The organism is Vineibacter terrae (assembly GCF_008039615.1).
Classification (GTDB): domain Bacteria; phylum Pseudomonadota; class Alphaproteobacteria; order Reyranellales; family Reyranellaceae; genus Vineibacter; species Vineibacter terrae.
Window position 1 is genome coordinate 1 of sequence record NZ_VDUZ01000013.1, and the last position, 15,101, is coordinate 15,101.

The window sequence follows — 15,101 nt, forward strand, 5'->3', positions numbered from 1 at the left end:
GCGGCGAGTCCGCCGGCGGCGACCTGGCGCGGCCAGCAGCGTCGGTTTGCCGCCTTTGTCCGCCAATTCAACGAAGAGCGGCCGCATGAAGCGCTCGGCCAGGTGCCACCGGCGCGGTGCTACCAGCGATGTATCCGGTCGTACACCCTCCCTCTCCCCGCTCCCGCGGGGCGAGGGGAGAACGGCTGCATATGTGATCGCCCCAGGGCAGGAGGCAAGACCATGCAGACAGCCATCGCGACCGTGTCGCTCAGCGGCGCGCTCAACGAGAAGCTCGAGGCCATCGCCGCCGCGCGCTTCAAAGGCGTGGAGATCTTCGAGAACGACCTGCTGTCGTTCAACGGCACGCCCACCGACGTCCGCGAGATCATCGCCGGGCTCGGCCTGCAACCCATCACCTTCCAGCCATTCCGCGACTTCGAGGGCATGCCGGCGGATCGGCGGGAGCGGGTGTTCGCGCGCGCCGAGCGCAAGTTCGACGTCATGCAGGCGCTGGGCTGCGATCTGCTGCTTGTCTGCTCCAACGTGTCTCCGGACAGCCTCGGCGCCATCGACCGCGCCGCTGCCGACCTGCATGCGCTGGGCGAGCGTGCGGCACGGCGGGGCCTGCGGATCGGCTTCGAGGCGCTGGCCTGGGGCCGGCACATCAACGACTACCGCGATGCCTGGGAAGCCGTGCGGCGCGCCGACCATCCGGCGGTCGGCCTGGTGCTGGACACGTTCCACATCCTGGCACGCAAGACGGATTTGGCTGCCATCGCGTCGATCCCGCGCGACCGCATCTTCCTCGTCCAGGTCGCCGATGCGCCTGTCCTCGACATGGACTACTTGTCCTGGAGCCGGCATTTCCGCAACTTCCCCGGCCAGGGTGACCTGCCGCTGCTGGACTTCATGGCCGCCCTGCAGGCCACCGGCTTCGATGGCCTGCTGTCGCTGGAGATCTTCAACGATCAGTTCCGGGCCGGCTCGGCGCGCAGCGTGGCGGTCGATGGCCACCGCGCGCTGATCTATCTGCTGGACCAGCTGCGGGCGCGGACCGGGGTTGCGACGGCGGGCGTGCCGGGCCTGCCGCCGCGGGCCCGCTGCCGGGGCACGGCGTTCATCGAGTTCGCGATCGACGAGGGCGACGCCCCGTCGTTCAGGCGGGTGCTGGGCGGGCTTGGCTTCCGCCTGGGCGGCATTCACAAGTCGAAAGCCGTGGAGCGCTGGTGCCAGGGCGGCATCAATCTGGTGGTGAACACCGAGAAGGAGGGCTTCGCCCATTCCTACAACATCACGCACGGAACCTCGGTCTGCGCCATCGGCCTGGAGGTCGATGACGCCGCGGCGACGCTCGACCGTGCCCGCAAGCTGCTGGACATGCCGTTCCGGCAGGCCGTCGGGCCGGGCGAGCTGGAGGTGCCGGCGGTGCGCGGGCTGGGCGGCAGCCTGGTCTATTTCGTCGATCCCAAGAGCGAGCTTGCCCGGGTATGGGACATCGAGTTCGCTGCCCCGGACAGCGGGCCGGCGCCAGGGGCGGACGCCGGGCTGACCCGGGTCGACCACATATCCCAGTCGATGCACTACGAGGAGATGCTGGCGTGGCTTCTGTTCTACACGTCGCTGCTGGATGTCACCAAGACCTCGGAGCAGGACGTCGTCGACCCCGGCGGGCTGGTCAAGAGCCAGGTCGTGCAGGCGCCCGACGGCAGCGTGCGCATCGTGCTCAACGCCTCGCAGTCCAATCGCACGCTGTCGTCGCGCTTCCTGTCGGAGATGTTCGGCTCGGGCGTGCAGCACATCGCCTTTGCGACCGATGACATCCTGCAGACCGTGGCGCGCCTTTCGGCCAACGGTGTCGACCTGCTGCCGATCCCCGAGAACTACTACGACGATCTGGAGGCCAAGACGGACCTGCCGCCGGCCATGATCGACAGGCTCAGGGCCCACAACATCCTCTATGACCGCGAGGACGGGGCGGAATATCTCCAGGCCTATGTGCAGAGCCGGGAGGACCGGTTCTTCTTCGAGATCGTCGAGCGGCGCGGCTATGGCGGCTTCGGCGCCGCGAACGCCGCCATCAGGCTTGCCGCGCAGACCCGGTTTGTCCGACAGTCGCAGCACATGTGACGAAGGACCGACCATGACTCAGGCAGACAGGCTCGACACCACCCGGCTTCAGGCCCTGGCGCTGGCCTACCAGCAGAGCGCGGCGCTGATGGCGGCCGTCGAGCTGGATGTGTTCACCGCGATTTCGCGGGGTGCGACGACGATCCCCGCCGTTGCCAAGGCCATTGCCGTCACGCCGCGCAATGCCGAGCGGCTGATGACGGCGCTGACGGCCATGACGCTGCTGGCCAAGACCGGCGACACCTACGCCAATGCGCCCGACGTCGAGCGTTTCCTGGTGAAAGGCAGCCCACGCTATGCCGGGCCATGGATCACCTTCACCAAGCCGCGCTGGGATCGCTGGGGCAAGCTGTCCGAGGCCCTGAAGGCCACCGCCGAGAAGGTGCTGGGCGACTACGAAGGCTTCACCGTCGAGGACGCGCGCCGCTACCACGCCGCCACCAACTCGATCGGCATGGGCGCCGGCCGGCGGTTCTGCCGCCAGGTCGACCTGTCGAGCCGCCGCAAGCTCCTGGACCTGGGCGGCGGCTCGGGCGCCTACAGCATCGTGGCGGCCCAGACCTGGCCCCGGCTCGAGGCGATCGTGCTCGACCTGCCGCCGGTCGTGGTCGTGGCGCGCGAGTACATCGCGCAGCATGGCGTCGGCGACCGCGTGTCGGCGATGGCCGGCGATTTTACCAAGAGCGACTTCCCCGCCGGGGTCGACGTGGTGGTGATGGCCAGCAACCTGCCGCAATACAGCCCGGACCTGATCCAGCTCGTCGTCAGCAAGGCGTTCGCCGCGCTGGTGCCGGGCGGCGAGATGCATCTGGTGGGGGAGATGCTGAACGACGACCGCAGCGGCCCGCTGAACCCGGCGCTGTGGGGGCTCAACGAGGCGGTGTTCGGCAGCACGGGCGTGGCGCACAGCGAAGCCGATGTGCGCCGCTACTTCGCGACGGCCGGCTTTGTCGGCGTGACGGTCAACGAGTTCATCCCCGGCATCCTCAGCCGCGTCACCGGCCGCAAGCCGTAACGTCGCGCCCCGACGGGCTGTCACGATGCGCCGACATCCCCACCGGTGAGGGGTTGCCTCGGGCCGCGCAATGGACTACAAGCCGCCCGTCAGGCCTCGCCCCCTTCGTCTAGAGGCCTAGGACGCGGCCCTCTCACGGCTGAAACAGGGGTTCGAATCCCCTAGGGGGCGCCAATGATATCAAGCACTTAGCTTGATCCTCGGCCCGGATGTCCAACAAATGGCCAATATCGCTTCTGGGATGGAGCGCCAGTTCGACCGGATGACTGTGGTAGGGCGACCCGCGTCGCGGCCGAACGAATAGTCACGCGAATCGCTGTTCGCGAAGGGGCAGCGCGCGCGGCTCAGTCTCCATCCCAGGGACGACCAATGGTCCAGCCAATCACAAAGATTGAAGTTGCCAGCCGACAGGTAGCCACCGCGATCGAGCTGGTCCTATCCCGATCCGACATTGTTTCCGCCCACACCTTGGCCTTTGCTGCCCGCGACATCCTCGCGAACCTATGTCAGCACCGGCGCATTCGGGTGACGTTCGACGACATCTTTCTGGCTTGCGGCCCTGCCCTGGAGCGCGACCTTCGCTTTCATCTGCGGAAACACTACACGTTCTTCAAGCACGCGGATCGCGACCCGGATGCGACGCTGGACTTGCACGACGATCGGTACACCGACTTCGTGCTTATCGAATGCCTTGAGCGGCTGAAGGCGCTTGGCGCGTATCCGCCTCAGTGCGCGTTTTTTCCGATCTGGGTGCAATTCTGCACGCCAGGCATGTTTATGGGCGGACCGGCGCGTGTGCTCTTCGAGCCGATGCAGCAGTTGATCCACCTCTGGCGGCGTGACGAACAGTGCGTCCTGGGCCTGATGTTTTCCAGACTGATGCAGGATCGCAAGAGCGAAGCTATGGCGTTGGCGGCGAGTCTCGACAAGACCCGGCGAAACGATATGCGGGTTCTGGAGGCAATGTTTCCGGCTGCCATGCTCATGGTTCAGCAGATGACGCAGCAGGCAAAATAAGAGGCCCGGCGCGCGGCCGGGCCCGTGCGAGAGGCCCGGCAGCCGAAGCCGCCGGACCGGACTGAGATCTCAGTCGCTGCCGTATGGCTGCGGCACCGGGCCGAACTCATCCAAGGCCGCCTGGGGCACCAAGGCCACCGCGCCGGCGAACACCGGAACATGGTCCGGGCAACCGTAGCGGATCCCCTCCACGTAGATGCGAGCCGCCAGCGCGACGCCGAGTGCTGAGGTCGGAATCGCTTTCCTCATCCGCTCCTCCGCGGCGTGCATGTCGGCGCACGCCTTCTCCTCGGCATCGGACAAGGCGTCGAGGTTGTGCTTCCTCCGCAGCTCCGCGATCATGCGGCCCTTGCGTCGCAACTCCCGTTGCAGATAGCGCCGGATGCGCGCCGCGCCCTCAGGATCGTCTGATGCCAAGATATCCCAGCGGCCATCGAAGCCGCGCCCGCGGCCGTCCAACGACCAGATCTGGTAATGGTGCTCTTCCCCGCGCGGGGCGTTGTAGTGGACCAGCGTGATTTTCGGATCGCCGTGGTGCACACAGGCGGGCAATCCCTTGCTGGCGCTGAGGTGCGCCTTATTGGCCGCCTTATATGCCTCGCAGGAGGCGACCCATTCGCGGTATGCCGTGATGAAGGGGTCAGGCTCGGCAGGCGCAGAAACCGGCGCAACCTGCGCCTGCTTCTCGGCCGGTAGCGCGGCAAGCGCAGGGACGGTGGCGGCAGCAGCGCCACCGGAGAACGCGGCCAGGAAGCCGCGGCGGGTTGCGTTGGCCGTATCACGCGACATGGTCGCCTCCCGCGATGGCTTCCATGTCGTCGATCACGCTGAAAACGACAGGATTGGCGTAGTGGAAGCCAGTGTCCTCAAGGCACTCCCGACCAAGTTCTATCGCGACGGCGGCGCGCAGCTTGAGCAGGACGCCGCGGGGCGTGCGAGCCGGCGTTTCGGCGAGTTCATCACGTAGCTGGGTGAGTTGACCCTCGGCAGGGTCAGTGGCGGTGTCTACGTAGCCGTGCTCGGCCTTGGTGCGATCGCATTTGGCGCGCCACGCCTCCCAGAGGCGGTACCACGCCTCGAAATCAGCCTTCTGCTGCTCGGTCAGTGGATCGCCGATCTTGATCTGCTTCGCCTCCTGTTCAGTCATGCCAGTGACGCGAAGGACAGGTTCAGCCGGCTGGTGTGCGACGGCGAGCTCGTATCTCGCCTCGTTCTCGGCGCTGATGCGATCAATCTCTGCCTGCTGCGCAACGATGGCGTCGTGCAACCGCTGGATCTCAGCATCGGGGTCTGTGGCTGCGATTTGGTCTCTCGGCATAGTGTCCTCACGCTGGGCTGATGCCGCCGCGGATGCGACGGTGCCGAACGATACCGCTGTCGCGGCTGCCAGCACGCGCCGGCGGGTCGATGTCGCGCTCATGACCGCACCTCCCCCTTGCCCCAGAGGACGAACGCGCCGACGACGCGGCCGCGGACGTCGAGATCCTCGAGAAGCGCCATCCGGTTCGGGGCGGTGCCGCCGTCACACGTGATCCGGACGTAGGCCGGCATGGGGCCGCAGACCTCAAGCCGGCGGACCAGCAGGCGCTCCGTGCCGCCCCTGCGCTCAGCGAGGACGAAGACGCCCGGCGGCGATGGCCGGCGGTCAAGGGCGTCGACTTCGACGAAGTCGCCCGGGCGCAGCGCCGGCGCCATGTCGGCGTCGGCGATCTCCAGTATCCACCGGCCCGGTGCGGGTCCAGCAGGCGCGACGGCGCGCGTTTCCTCGATGTGCATGGTTGGTGCTCTCGCGTTTGGCTTATCAGGCCATTGCCAACGAACAGCGCTGGCGCCGGGGGCTGATAACCGACGCGAGTCGGCGGACTTCTTGGGCCGTTTCCGGCTTATCCGTCGCACCCCCGGCAAGGGGCGCCGTGCCCCAGGATCAAGGCACAGCAAAGGCCGCCTCCGGGCGACCATCGGCTCGCGTTTAAATGGGTGTTATCAGCACCCGACAAAATGGTGCACGTGGGCAGCGCAGGTGTCAACATCCCATGCCAGAAAGAGGGGAGGGGGGATCCCATGTACAGGTTCGACCACGGATGGAAGCGATGGCATGAAGCGTTGAAGGCACGCGGGCAAGAAATCCGGATGGGAGATGGCGACGTCCCTCGCCACCTACAAAGAGCGAGGGACGCTCTATTTCTTGTCGCTGACATGGCCATCATGTCAGGCGTGCATCCAGGGAAGGTAGCAGATCTTTGTATCGGTTTCGGCGTCGAAATCCTGCGCCAGGACGGCATGACGGACCTTGAGATTGCGAAACTGTTGCCAGCCTATGCGGACAGTCAAGATCGTGGCGACGACCTGTCTCTTGACGACGATGATGGTCGAGATCCGTTTCCCGTGTGGTGAGGCTCGGCCGTTGGCCCACCGTTATGCCGGCGTAGCGCTTGGCATCGACGAATGGTGCCGGCAGCAACCGGACCTGCCGTCGCGCGCAGAAGCGATCCGCCGGCTGGTCGAGCTGGGGTTGAAGCGCGTCCCGAAACGTACGTAGGTATCATCATGCGACCACTGCTTAAGACCGCCGTTGCCTCACTCGTCTCATTCGGAGTCGCCGGATGGGATGCCGCGGCACAGCCGCTCGGCGACGCGTTGGAAAGCTGTATTAAAAACGCAACGATCAACATAACCGTCAAGCTCGACGGCAAGCTGGATGCGACCCAGCTGGTGCTTTTTTGTGAAGGCGCCGATGCACGCCGTCTCTATCTCTCCAGTGAGAAGGTGACGAAGAAGGAAACCGGAGAGAACGGCGACACTCGGCGGTTCTTCGGTCCGTCCAACAAACCCGAAATCGCCGGATGTTACAAACAGGGAGGGGTGAGCGACCCCTCTTATCTGTGCCACATAACAATCAATCTAGCTGAACAATTCATTCGGGAATACGCACGCCAACCGTGACCGCTGACCTGACAACGGTCCCCTAGCTAGGCCGACAGCACCAGCGGCCGGTTGAAGTCGCACTCCGTCGATACATGCCAGGCGCGAACGGGAGTTGGAGGCCGCGGCGCCAAGCCGTTCAGGCGGCGCCTGCTCAAGGGCTGATCTAAACTGGACTGGAAATCGCCAGCAAGGGCTCGGCGGTTGTGTCATGATCGCACGCAGCAACCGAAGGATCGCTCAATGGCCAGGCCACCGGAAGCGGATATCGATGACATGGAAGGCTTTCTGGGCCTTCTGGAGCATGCTCGCCTGGAACTCGTCGAGGCCGTCATGGCCAACAACACCGAGCGTTACGATGAGGCAGACCTACAAAAGCTGGCGCTTCACGGGGCCGCGGTGCAATCCGTGAAGGATGCCATCGCATTTCGTAAGAAATTCGATTCGATGTAGCGCTGGAGGGGGAAGGTGACGGCAAGCATGCTGGGGGAAACCCGACTTCTGGAGTACTTCAAGTCGGAGCGAGATCGACTGCTGTGGCACTTCGCGAGCGGCAACCTGCCGCCCGAACGTGAGGAAGTCGAGTATCTCGCCACGATCCAGGTAGCCATTCAGGCGGTTGAAGGCCTCATTGCAGATGGCGGCTTGCGCGAGATTGGCGGCGAGAAGCCTACCGCGCCGTTCATGAGCACAGGGAAAGATTGAGCAGGGGCGCGCGGGCGAGCCGGCAGAGGTCAACGTTCTGGGCTGACGACGAAGGTTGGGGCGTTCACTCGCCGTGTGCGCCGCCGAGAGCCCGATAGGCCGCCAGCGCCTTGACGACGAGCGTCGCCGGCAGCTCCCTGTTGCAGAAGTTGACGCCGCGGCGGGCGCCCGAATCGACCGCGTCCAGCTTCGGCGCCCAGACCTTGAGCCTACCGCCCGGCTGCCGCACCAGCGCGCAGCCATACAGCTCCACCTCAGACGTCTTGCAGTCGAACCATGCCAAGACGCTGTCGCCGCTCTTGTTGGGCTTCGGCGTCAGCACGAGGGACAGACCCGTCACCGCGATGTCGTCCATTGATCGTCTCCTTCAAACAATGAGCAGCCCTTCGGGTCGCTCGTCGCTGTCATAGACCGAACGGCTGTTGCCGCCGGCCGTCGCGCCCCCGATCGCCATGATCGTGGCGTCGATTCCGTCGATCTTCTTCGGTGAGTCCTTGTGTTCCTTCTTCGGCAAAATGGTGCCGTTGACGCGCCGGTCGACGACGCAGTTCGATGCCATCCACGTCAGGACGGGATTGCCGTCGTGGCGGAACTTCCGGATCTCGACCAGCGCCTCCAGCATCTTGGCCGGCTCCGAATACGTGTCGGGCTTCTTGTGGATGATCTCGACCGGGAGGCCGTCGCCGAGCAGGCTGGCCGCGATCTGGGCGGAGCCGTAGTGCTCGATCCTGATCTTCTCGACCTGGTGCTGGTCGCACAGGGCCCGGATTTCCTCCTCGATCCTGCCGTGGTCGATGAAGTCGCCTTCGGTCGTCGTGATGAAGCCCTCGTCGGCCCAAACCCGGTAGTGCGTGGTGGTCCGGTGGGCACAGACGTCGACCAGCAGCTCCGGCAGGAAGAATTTCGAGAAGGCGTGGAAGATGCCGTCGCGCTCGAAGACGATGACCACCGCGGCGACGTCGTTGGTGTCGGCGAGATCGACGCCGATCCATGCCGGCTCCGTCGTGAAGTCCTCGATCCGCAGCTCGGCGTCGCCGCAGGCCTTCCATTGCTCCATCGACAGCCAGGCCGCCGCGGCGTTCTGCCAGACATTGACGCGCTTCGTCTTGAACTCGCCCGCGCTGGCCGGCGAGTTGCGCGCCTGCTTGGCGTAGCTCCGCATCTTGTCGATGGCGACGCTGACGCCGAGGTTCGGATTCGCCTTCGGCCACACCCGCTCATCGAAGGGATCGTCGCCCTCGTCGAGGGTGTAGATGACACCGAAATAGGTATCGTCCTCGAGTACCTGCTCCAGGATCTTGGTGACGTAACTGCGCTGCTCATAGCAAACGCCCTGGGTGTTGTAGCCCGCCGTCGTAATGTACCAGCCCAGCGGGTTGCGCCGCGCGCCGGTCGCCGAGCGCAGGACATCGTAGAGGGAGCGGTCCTTGTGGGCGTGGAGCTCGTCGATCACGGTCAGGTGCGGGTTGAGACCGTCCTGCGTCGATGACTTCGCGTTGATGGGCTGGATGCTGCCGCCGCTGGCGCCGCAGACGATGGAGTTGGCCATCACCTCCAGGGCGAACGTCTCGCAGAGGTCCGGTGTCAGCTTCGCCATCTTCGATGCGACGTCGAAGACGATGCGGGCCTGGCTGCCGCTGGTCGCCGCGGTTTTCACCTGCGGGCCGACCTCGCCCTCACAGGTCAGGCAGTACAGGGCGACGCCGCTGGTCAGCGCGCTCTTGGCGTTCTTGCGCGCGACCTCTGTATAGGCTTGCTCGAACCGCCGGCCGCCGTCGCTACGGCGGCGCCAGCCGAACACCGTGGCGAGCAACCAGACCTGCCATGGTTCCAACGTGATCGTCGGCGTCGACCACCGGCCCTCGACATGCGGCAGCTTCTCGATGAAGTCACAGACGTTGCCGGCGTGCCATGGATCGAACCGATAGGGCCATGCCGGATCGGTCCGGGCCCGGTCGAGGTCGCGCAGGTGGCGAGCACAGGCCAGCTTGACCCATCGGCAGGCCGCCACCTTGCCGCTGCCGACGTCCCGGCAGTACCGCAGCGCGATGGCCGCATAGTCACGCATCCCGGCCCCCGGTTGCTGGCGGCTTCGGCGCATTCGCAGCGAACCGGCTCACCTTGCCACCGGCCGGCGTGCGGCCGATCTGGCTGGCTGGGGTGTCGAAGAACTCCGCGGCGAGGATCCGGAAAGCGGTGATCTGCGCCACCGGCGGCGTGTTCTTCTTGCGGTACTGCTCGATGAGCGCCGCCTCGATGGAACAGTACTGCGCCAGCGCGGCCTCACACCCGACGATGCTCTGGCCGCGCGCCGCGTAGATCGCGACCTTCTCGGCCCACAGCTTGGCCGCCCGGCCGCGCAGCCAGGCCGGCTTCACGACATCCCCGGCGACGGGCGCCACGATCGCCTCCCGCCGGCGGCCCGGCTCATCGGTTCCGGAGATCAGCTTCAGGGCGGGCGGTTTGCCTTTGGGGCCTGGTCGCATCGTCAGGACTTCCCTGGAATTTTAATGTGCGTCGCCAAAAATTCGACGCCCCCGCCGGTCCCGCCCCCAGGCTGGAAAGTCTGCGAGGCCCCCGGGGTCGCGCGCCGCTCGGCCGACTGCTTGCGGCTGGCGTGGCAGGGCGACGACGCCATCGGCTGCCAATTGGCGCGGTTCCAGAAAAGCCGCTGGTCGCCGCGGTGCGGGATGATGTGGTCGACCATGTCGGCCAGCCGCCCGCAGCCGCAGACGCAATGCCTGTTCTCCGGGCGGGCAAGGAACGCCTTGCTCTCCCGCTGCCACTTCGAGTCGTAGCCACGGGCCCGCGCGCCGGGACGACGGCGGTCGGCTGCCGCCTTCCTGGCACGCTGGCACGGACACATCTCGCCCGCGGCGATGGTGTAGCCACAGCCGCAGGCACGGGGCGGGCGCATCGGCATCGCGGGCGCCTTACGGGCCGCTGGCGATCTTCAGGACGCCGGCGTCATTCCACAGCGTGACGCCGTCGCCAGGATCGGAGGTCGGCAGGGCGCCGAGGTCGGCACCGCCGACGATCAAGCTGCCGCCGGCCTCGACCGTGATCTTGCCGCCGTCGGCGACAACGACCTCGTCGCCGTCCTGCTTGTGATAGACCTTGGTGTTGTAGGACATGTCGCCCTCCATCACGCTGGCGGGTTCGGCGTCGGCACGCTCGCGGGATGGCCGAGCAGCCAGCAGCCGGCGAGGAAGATGTTGCCGCTGTTGTTGCCGCTGGGCGTGATCGTGACGCGGCAGTAGCGCTTCGGCCCGACGTACCCGATCTTTCGGACCTCGTTGTCGTCGTCGGCCGCCGTGAAGCCGGCCTGCGCCTCGGTGCCCAGCAGGTAGGCGTCATCGACCGCAGCGTGGTCGGAGAGGTTGGCCGCATCGCCATCCTCGAATAGCACCGCGAACGTCGCATCGGCGTCGGTGTTGGCACCGATGAGGATGACGAACTCGCAGGAACCATGGCCCAGCGTGTCGACGATCTGCGACACGTACGGCGTGTTGTCGGTGCCGGCGGCGACGGGCGACAGCCCGCGCTTGATGTTGATGTTGTTGTGCAGGTCACGCATGGGGTGATCTCCTCAGGAGGTTCCGACCTTGAGCTTGCGCAGCGCCTCGGCCTTGCCGACGCCGGCACCGACACGACGACGACCGTGGAAGCGGGTCATGCCGTTCGTGGCCTGGCTGTAGGGGTCGCGCAGGATCGACATGCTGATCCGGTCGAAGATGCGGTATCCACGGGCGAAGTCGCCGAACACGATCGGGAAGGCGCCGCCGCTGACGTCGGGCATGTCCGGCGCCTCCAGCACCGGGCGGCCCAGGATCGTGGTCGTCACCTGGCCCGCCAGGCCCGCGGTCAGGACGAGGTAGTTGCCGTTGCCATCCTTCAGCTTGCGGATGGTGCCGAGCGTGGTGCTGTTCATCATCCACACCGCCTGCGCCCGGTACGGCGTCGGCAGGGCATGGAAGACATCGATGAGGCCGTCGGCCGTGATCTTCGATGCGTCGCCGCTGGCCGTGTAGCTGAGGTCAGCATTCTGCATGAAGCCGGGCGGGATCAGCGGCCCGGCGCCGTTGACGAACGCCGTGCCCTCGGCGACGCCGAACTCCTCGGCAAACTCGAAGGCGAGCAGGCCCGGGATATCGAAGGCCGAGTCCTCGAGCATCGAGTTGCTGACGTCGACATACGCCGCGAACTCGCACACCGCGTATCGGGACTGCCCGAACGTCACGGTCGTCTGCGGCCGTGCCGCCGGTCCTTCGCCAACCCACTGACCGGTCATGCCGCCGGTGCGCTTCGGCCACAGGACGGCCGGCGCGCTGGTCGGGCGCACGGTGGCGACCTGGCGCACCGGCGACCACAGGACAACGTTGCGGTCCAGCTCGGTGACGAACTGATCGGGGGCGAGATAGCCGCCGGCGGTGTCATCCGACACCCGCAGCGACTTCGCCTCGTCCGGCGTCAGCACCTCACGGCCGCGACGGAGGAAGGCGTCGAAAGCCTTCGTCTCGATGGCGGTCTCCTCGTCGGACTTCTTGTCCGTGTTGGGCCGATTACGCTTCGCGATCTCCTCGTCGAGACGATCGCCGAGCTTCTTCATCTCGCTCTCGACGCCCGTGAACTTCTCGTTCAGCGTGGTCGTCAGCGACTCGATGGCCTTCACGGGATCCGGGTCGTCATCGGCCGCCTTGGTCTCCAGGACCGGCCAACCCGTCCAGGTGGAACGCTCATGCTTCATGCTTTCAGCGCCTCCTCAGCGCGCTTGATGGCCGCAACGAGCGCCCGCGCGCGCTCGGGATCGTGGCCTTTGACGTTGGAGACGGTGGCGCGCGGGTGCATCGGAAAGGTCACGATCGAAATCTCGGGAAGGTCGACCTCCTCGAGGAAGCGGATGCCCTTGGGGCGATCGAACTTGTCCTTGATGGTGCGGAAGCCGATCGACAGCCCGTCGAGGGCGCCGCGCTTCATCAGCACATGCGTCTCGCGGCCCTTCTCGGTCTCGAGGATGATCTGGCCTGTCGCGCGCAGCCCCTTGCGATCCTCGACCAGTTCCGTCCAGACCCCGATGGGCTGGCGGCTGTCGTGATCGCGCAGCATCTTCACTTTTCCGGCGGGGCGGCGCTGCAGGGATTTCGCGAAGGCGCCGGCGACGACGACGTCGCGGCCGAGATCCTCGGTGCCGAAGATGCTGGCGTAGCCGCTGAAGACGCCTTCATCGCTGACACCCTTCGTGTCGATCTCGAAGGCGAATCCATGGTCCGTCGTCATGCTGCGATCCTCGGCTTGGCCTGCTGCGCCGGCGGCTTCTCGTTGCCCGGCGTCTCGGTGTTCATCGGCACGCGGTACTCGTCGCCGCCTTCGTATGGCGGCCGGTTCTCCAGCGCCCGGACCTCGTTGGGGTTCAAGATGCCGTTGGTGATCGCCTTCGCGTAGGCTTCGAAGCGCGCCGCGATCTCGGCCTTCACGAGCTCGTCGACAAGAAACTCAGGCACGTACTGTGCCTGGTCCTCGGCGGACAGCAGCCGCGACACCGCGCCCTGCCAGAGCTTCAACCGCGGCAGCAGCGTGAAGGACAGGAAGGCCTGCGCCATCTGCTCGCTGTTGCCCCAGGTCGCGCGGCCGAAATCCATCAGCAGCATCGGCGGGACGCCGAGGGCCCGGGCGATCTCGATGACCTGGAACGAGCGCAGCTCCATGAACTGGAGATCGACCGAGGTGAAGGTCAGCGGTTTGAAGTCGATGTCTTCCTCGAGGATGGCGGTGCCGCCGGCGTTGGAGCCGCCGTGCACCGCATGCCAGGAGTCCCGGAGACGATCGGCGGTTACCTGCGACAGCCGATGCTTGACCTTCAGCACGCCCGATGGCCGACCGCCGTTACCAAACAGCCGGCCGGCGTGACGCTCCATGGCGATGCCGAGACCGATGGCCTCGCGGGCCTGCCTTGCCGGCGACAGCTCGCCGAGGGTTGGCACGTGCAAGATATCGCGCCACGGATAAGTGCGCTGCGCGCCACCCTGGAGCGTGACCTCGTACTTCGGTTCGAGCGTTGCGTCGTCCTGCTTCACCACGACGGACTGTGGCGGCAACCGGATCAGCTCGATGATCTTTGCGCCGGCGCGGTTCGCCAAGGCATACGCCCCTTCGTGCGTGACGCAGTCCAGCTCCATCTGCATGAGGAAGTCGGCCGCCGAGGTCCAGGCGTTCGGGCGGTCGTGGATCAACCGGTAGAGCGGGTGATCGGTGGCGCGGTCCTTGCCGCCGTCGTCCCGGCGCCGATAGAGCAGGAAGGGAAGCGACCCCAGCACCTCGGAGCGGACCGCGGCGCCGCGGTAGAACGGCATGTGCCGCATCGCCACCGTGGGCGACACGGCGATATCCGCCGCCGTCCGGGACGCGACGTCGATCAGCGCTTCCCACGTCGAGTCGGACTTCCGCTCCGGGGCGCCGAACAGGCTTTTGATGCGCTTAAGCACGCTGATCCACTCGTTCTGGAGACGACATCATCGCTGATTCGCCGCCGTCTGTATGTTCACGCGTGACAGAAGCGCGAAGAGTGTCGATGGCATAAGCCTCAAACGCGCGTCGGACGCTCTCGAAATCGGTCGACTCGGCAAGCGTGATATAGCCCTCGGCGACTAGAAGCGCGGCAACATCGTCCTCGGGGAGCACCAGATCGAAGGTGCGCAGGCCCAGAAGGGCGCGGGCACGACACCGCCGCTGCCTGTCCGCCGCCTGCCGCCGCTGGCGTTGTCGGGCGGCGCGGCTCATGACGAACCCTCACGCCGGCGACGCAGGCGGGCTGCGTGTCGCGCGGCACGCTCTGTCTCGCCGAGGTCGGGAATGGGAATCCACGGCTGCAGGACCGGCAGACCGTGGCGGCGGCAAAAATCCGCGATGGCCCGTAGCGCGGCAGCACCAGCCTGGATGCGCTCGACGCCGCCCACGATGCCGGCGGCAGCCTCCGCGCGCAGCGGGGTCAACACGTCGATCAGGTCGACCGACCACGCCTCCCGGGCGTTCTTCAGGGTCCGCTGTGCCTCGGCCGCCCTCCGAGCCAGCCCGGCATCGTGTGGAGCAACGCGGGCGGCAGCTTCGGCCCGGGCCAAGGCAGCCTCGGCCACACGCACGGCGGCGGGTGGTTCGAGGCCGGTCAGGCTGGCATCGACGACAGCCGTGCGGCGGTAGTGGGCAGGGCCGGTCATCGGGCGCGCCTCCAGAGCGCCGCCGTCGGGTCTGACACTTCTGACACGTCATCCGGTTGAACCGTACGTACGCGCATCACGCGCGCGCGCGGGACGTTGATAAAGGCGGAAGTGTCAGAAGT

At 66.4% G+C, this 15,101-nt stretch carries 21 protein-coding genes and 1 tRNA gene; 8 read left to right on the plus strand and 14 right to left on the minus strand.

What is annotated here, in order from left to right; all coding sequences use genetic code 11:
* Nucleotides 1-222 precede the first annotated feature (222 nt).
* The 4 genes from FHP25_RS13260 to FHP25_RS13275 all read left to right on the plus strand — a co-directional run bounded on the left by FHP25_RS13260 (nucleotide 223) and on the right by FHP25_RS13275 (nucleotide 4,141).
* A complete protein-coding gene (locus tag FHP25_RS13260) occupies nucleotides 223-2,109 on the plus strand; it encodes a bifunctional sugar phosphate isomerase/epimerase/4-hydroxyphenylpyruvate dioxygenase family protein (protein WP_147847417.1) in 1,887 nt (628 codons plus the stop codon).
* Nucleotides 2,110-2,122: 13 nt separating this feature from the next.
* Nucleotides 2,123-3,124: a methyltransferase gene (locus FHP25_RS13265; RefSeq protein WP_178133503.1), complete on the plus strand. Its 1,002-nt coding sequence runs from the start codon at nucleotides 2,123-2,125 to the stop codon at nucleotides 3,122-3,124.
* A gap of 98 nt (nucleotides 3,125-3,222) precedes the next feature.
* A tRNA-Glu gene (locus tag FHP25_RS13270) sits at nucleotides 3,223-3,298 on the plus strand.
* A 195-nt stretch (nucleotides 3,299-3,493) separates the two neighbouring features.
* Nucleotides 3,494-4,141: a hypothetical protein gene (locus FHP25_RS13275; protein ID WP_147847419.1), complete on the plus strand. Its 648-nt coding sequence runs from the start codon at nucleotides 3,494-3,496 to the stop codon at nucleotides 4,139-4,141.
* Nucleotides 4,142-4,210: 69 nt separating this feature from the next.
* Here the strand turns inward: FHP25_RS13275 and FHP25_RS13280 are convergent, their stop codons facing one another.
* From FHP25_RS13280 to FHP25_RS13290, 3 genes are read right to left on the minus strand one after another with little or no spacing between them, the layout of a single operon-like run.
* The gene (locus FHP25_RS13280) at nucleotides 4,211-4,930 is read right to left on the minus strand and encodes a hypothetical protein (protein ID WP_147847420.1); all 720 of its coding nucleotides are present in this window, start codon (nucleotides 4,928-4,930) and stop codon (nucleotides 4,211-4,213) included.
* Nucleotides 4,920-5,561: a hypothetical protein gene (locus FHP25_RS13285; RefSeq protein ID WP_147847421.1), complete on the minus strand. Its 642-nt coding sequence runs from the start codon at nucleotides 5,559-5,561 to the stop codon at nucleotides 4,920-4,922. Before FHP25_RS13285 ends, FHP25_RS13280 begins: the two co-directional genes overlap by 11 nt.
* Nucleotides 5,558-5,917 (minus strand): hypothetical protein, encoded by a 360-nt coding sequence (locus FHP25_RS13290; RefSeq protein ID WP_147847422.1) that lies wholly within the window; start codon nucleotides 5,915-5,917, stop codon nucleotides 5,558-5,560. Before FHP25_RS13290 ends, FHP25_RS13285 begins: the two co-directional genes overlap by 4 nt.
* 285 nt (nucleotides 5,918-6,202) lie before the next feature.
* On the opposite strand from FHP25_RS13290, the gene FHP25_RS40780 reads away from it, so the two are divergent.
* The 4 genes from FHP25_RS40780 (at nucleotide 6,203) to FHP25_RS13305 (ending at nucleotide 7,768) form a co-directional block, all read left to right on the plus strand.
* Nucleotides 6,203-6,535, plus strand: a complete 333-nt coding sequence (locus FHP25_RS40780; RefSeq protein ID WP_178133504.1) for a hypothetical protein — start codon at nucleotides 6,203-6,205, stop codon at nucleotides 6,533-6,535.
* Nucleotides 6,536-6,688: 153 nt separating this feature from the next.
* Nucleotides 6,689-7,084 carry a hypothetical protein gene (locus FHP25_RS13300; RefSeq protein ID WP_147847424.1) on the plus strand — a complete coding sequence of 132 codons (396 nt, stop codon included), beginning with the start codon at nucleotides 6,689-6,691 and terminating at the stop codon, nucleotides 7,082-7,084.
* Nucleotides 7,085-7,306: 222 nt separating this feature from the next.
* Nucleotides 7,307-7,516 (plus strand): hypothetical protein, encoded by a 210-nt coding sequence (locus FHP25_RS40785; RefSeq protein ID WP_178133505.1) that lies wholly within the window; start codon nucleotides 7,307-7,309, stop codon nucleotides 7,514-7,516.
* A 15-nt stretch (nucleotides 7,517-7,531) separates the two neighbouring features.
* Nucleotides 7,532-7,768 (plus strand): hypothetical protein, encoded by a 237-nt coding sequence (locus FHP25_RS13305; protein ID WP_147847425.1) that lies wholly within the window; start codon nucleotides 7,532-7,534, stop codon nucleotides 7,766-7,768.
* Nucleotides 7,769-7,832: 64 nt separating this feature from the next.
* Here FHP25_RS13305 and FHP25_RS13310 read toward each other — a convergent pair whose 3' ends face one another.
* From FHP25_RS13310 to FHP25_RS13360, 11 genes are all read right to left on the minus strand, one after another.
* On the minus strand, nucleotides 7,833-8,123 hold the full coding sequence (locus FHP25_RS13310; protein WP_147847426.1) for a hypothetical protein: 291 nt from the start codon (nucleotides 8,121-8,123) through the stop codon (nucleotides 7,833-7,835).
* 12 nt (nucleotides 8,124-8,135) lie between these two features.
* Nucleotides 8,136-9,836, minus strand: coding sequence for a terminase large subunit (locus tag FHP25_RS13315; protein ID WP_147847427.1), 1,701 nt, complete (start codon nucleotides 9,834-9,836; stop codon nucleotides 8,136-8,138).
* The gene (locus FHP25_RS13320) at nucleotides 9,829-10,170 is read right to left on the minus strand and encodes a hypothetical protein (protein WP_147847428.1); all 342 of its coding nucleotides are present in this window, start codon (nucleotides 10,168-10,170) and stop codon (nucleotides 9,829-9,831) included. Before FHP25_RS13320 ends, FHP25_RS13315 begins: the two co-directional genes overlap by 8 nt.
* 86 nt (nucleotides 10,171-10,256) lie before the next feature.
* Complete coding sequence (locus tag FHP25_RS13325; protein ID WP_218578363.1) at nucleotides 10,257-10,691, minus strand: hypothetical protein; 435 nt, start codon at nucleotides 10,689-10,691, stop codon at nucleotides 10,257-10,259.
* Between the two features lie 10 nt (nucleotides 10,692-10,701).
* Nucleotides 10,702-10,902 (minus strand): hypothetical protein, encoded by a 201-nt coding sequence (locus FHP25_RS13330; RefSeq protein ID WP_147847429.1) that lies wholly within the window; start codon nucleotides 10,900-10,902, stop codon nucleotides 10,702-10,704.
* 11 nt (nucleotides 10,903-10,913) lie between these two features.
* A complete protein-coding gene (locus FHP25_RS13335; protein WP_147847430.1) occupies nucleotides 10,914-11,345 on the minus strand; it encodes a hypothetical protein in 432 nt (143 codons plus the stop codon).
* Between the two features lie 12 nt (nucleotides 11,346-11,357).
* A complete protein-coding gene (locus FHP25_RS13340) occupies nucleotides 11,358-12,515 on the minus strand; it encodes a phage major capsid protein (protein ID WP_147847431.1) in 1,158 nt (385 codons plus the stop codon).
* Entirely contained in the window at nucleotides 12,512-13,045 is a 534-nt protein-coding gene (locus FHP25_RS13345; RefSeq protein WP_147847432.1) for an HK97 family phage prohead protease, read from the minus strand. Before FHP25_RS13345 ends, FHP25_RS13340 begins: the two co-directional genes overlap by 4 nt.
* Entirely contained in the window at nucleotides 13,042-14,250 is a 1,209-nt protein-coding gene (locus FHP25_RS13350; RefSeq protein ID WP_147847433.1) for a phage portal protein, read from the minus strand. Before FHP25_RS13350 ends, FHP25_RS13345 begins: the two co-directional genes overlap by 4 nt.
* Nucleotides 14,243-14,545: a hypothetical protein gene (locus tag FHP25_RS13355; protein WP_147847434.1), complete on the minus strand. Its 303-nt coding sequence runs from the start codon at nucleotides 14,543-14,545 to the stop codon at nucleotides 14,243-14,245. The genes FHP25_RS13350 and FHP25_RS13355 overlap by 8 nt, the downstream gene beginning before the upstream one ends.
* Nucleotides 14,542-14,979: a hypothetical protein gene (locus tag FHP25_RS13360; protein WP_147847435.1), complete on the minus strand. Its 438-nt coding sequence runs from the start codon at nucleotides 14,977-14,979 to the stop codon at nucleotides 14,542-14,544. The genes FHP25_RS13355 and FHP25_RS13360 overlap by 4 nt, the downstream gene beginning before the upstream one ends.
* Nucleotides 14,980-15,101: the final 122 nt, after the last annotated feature.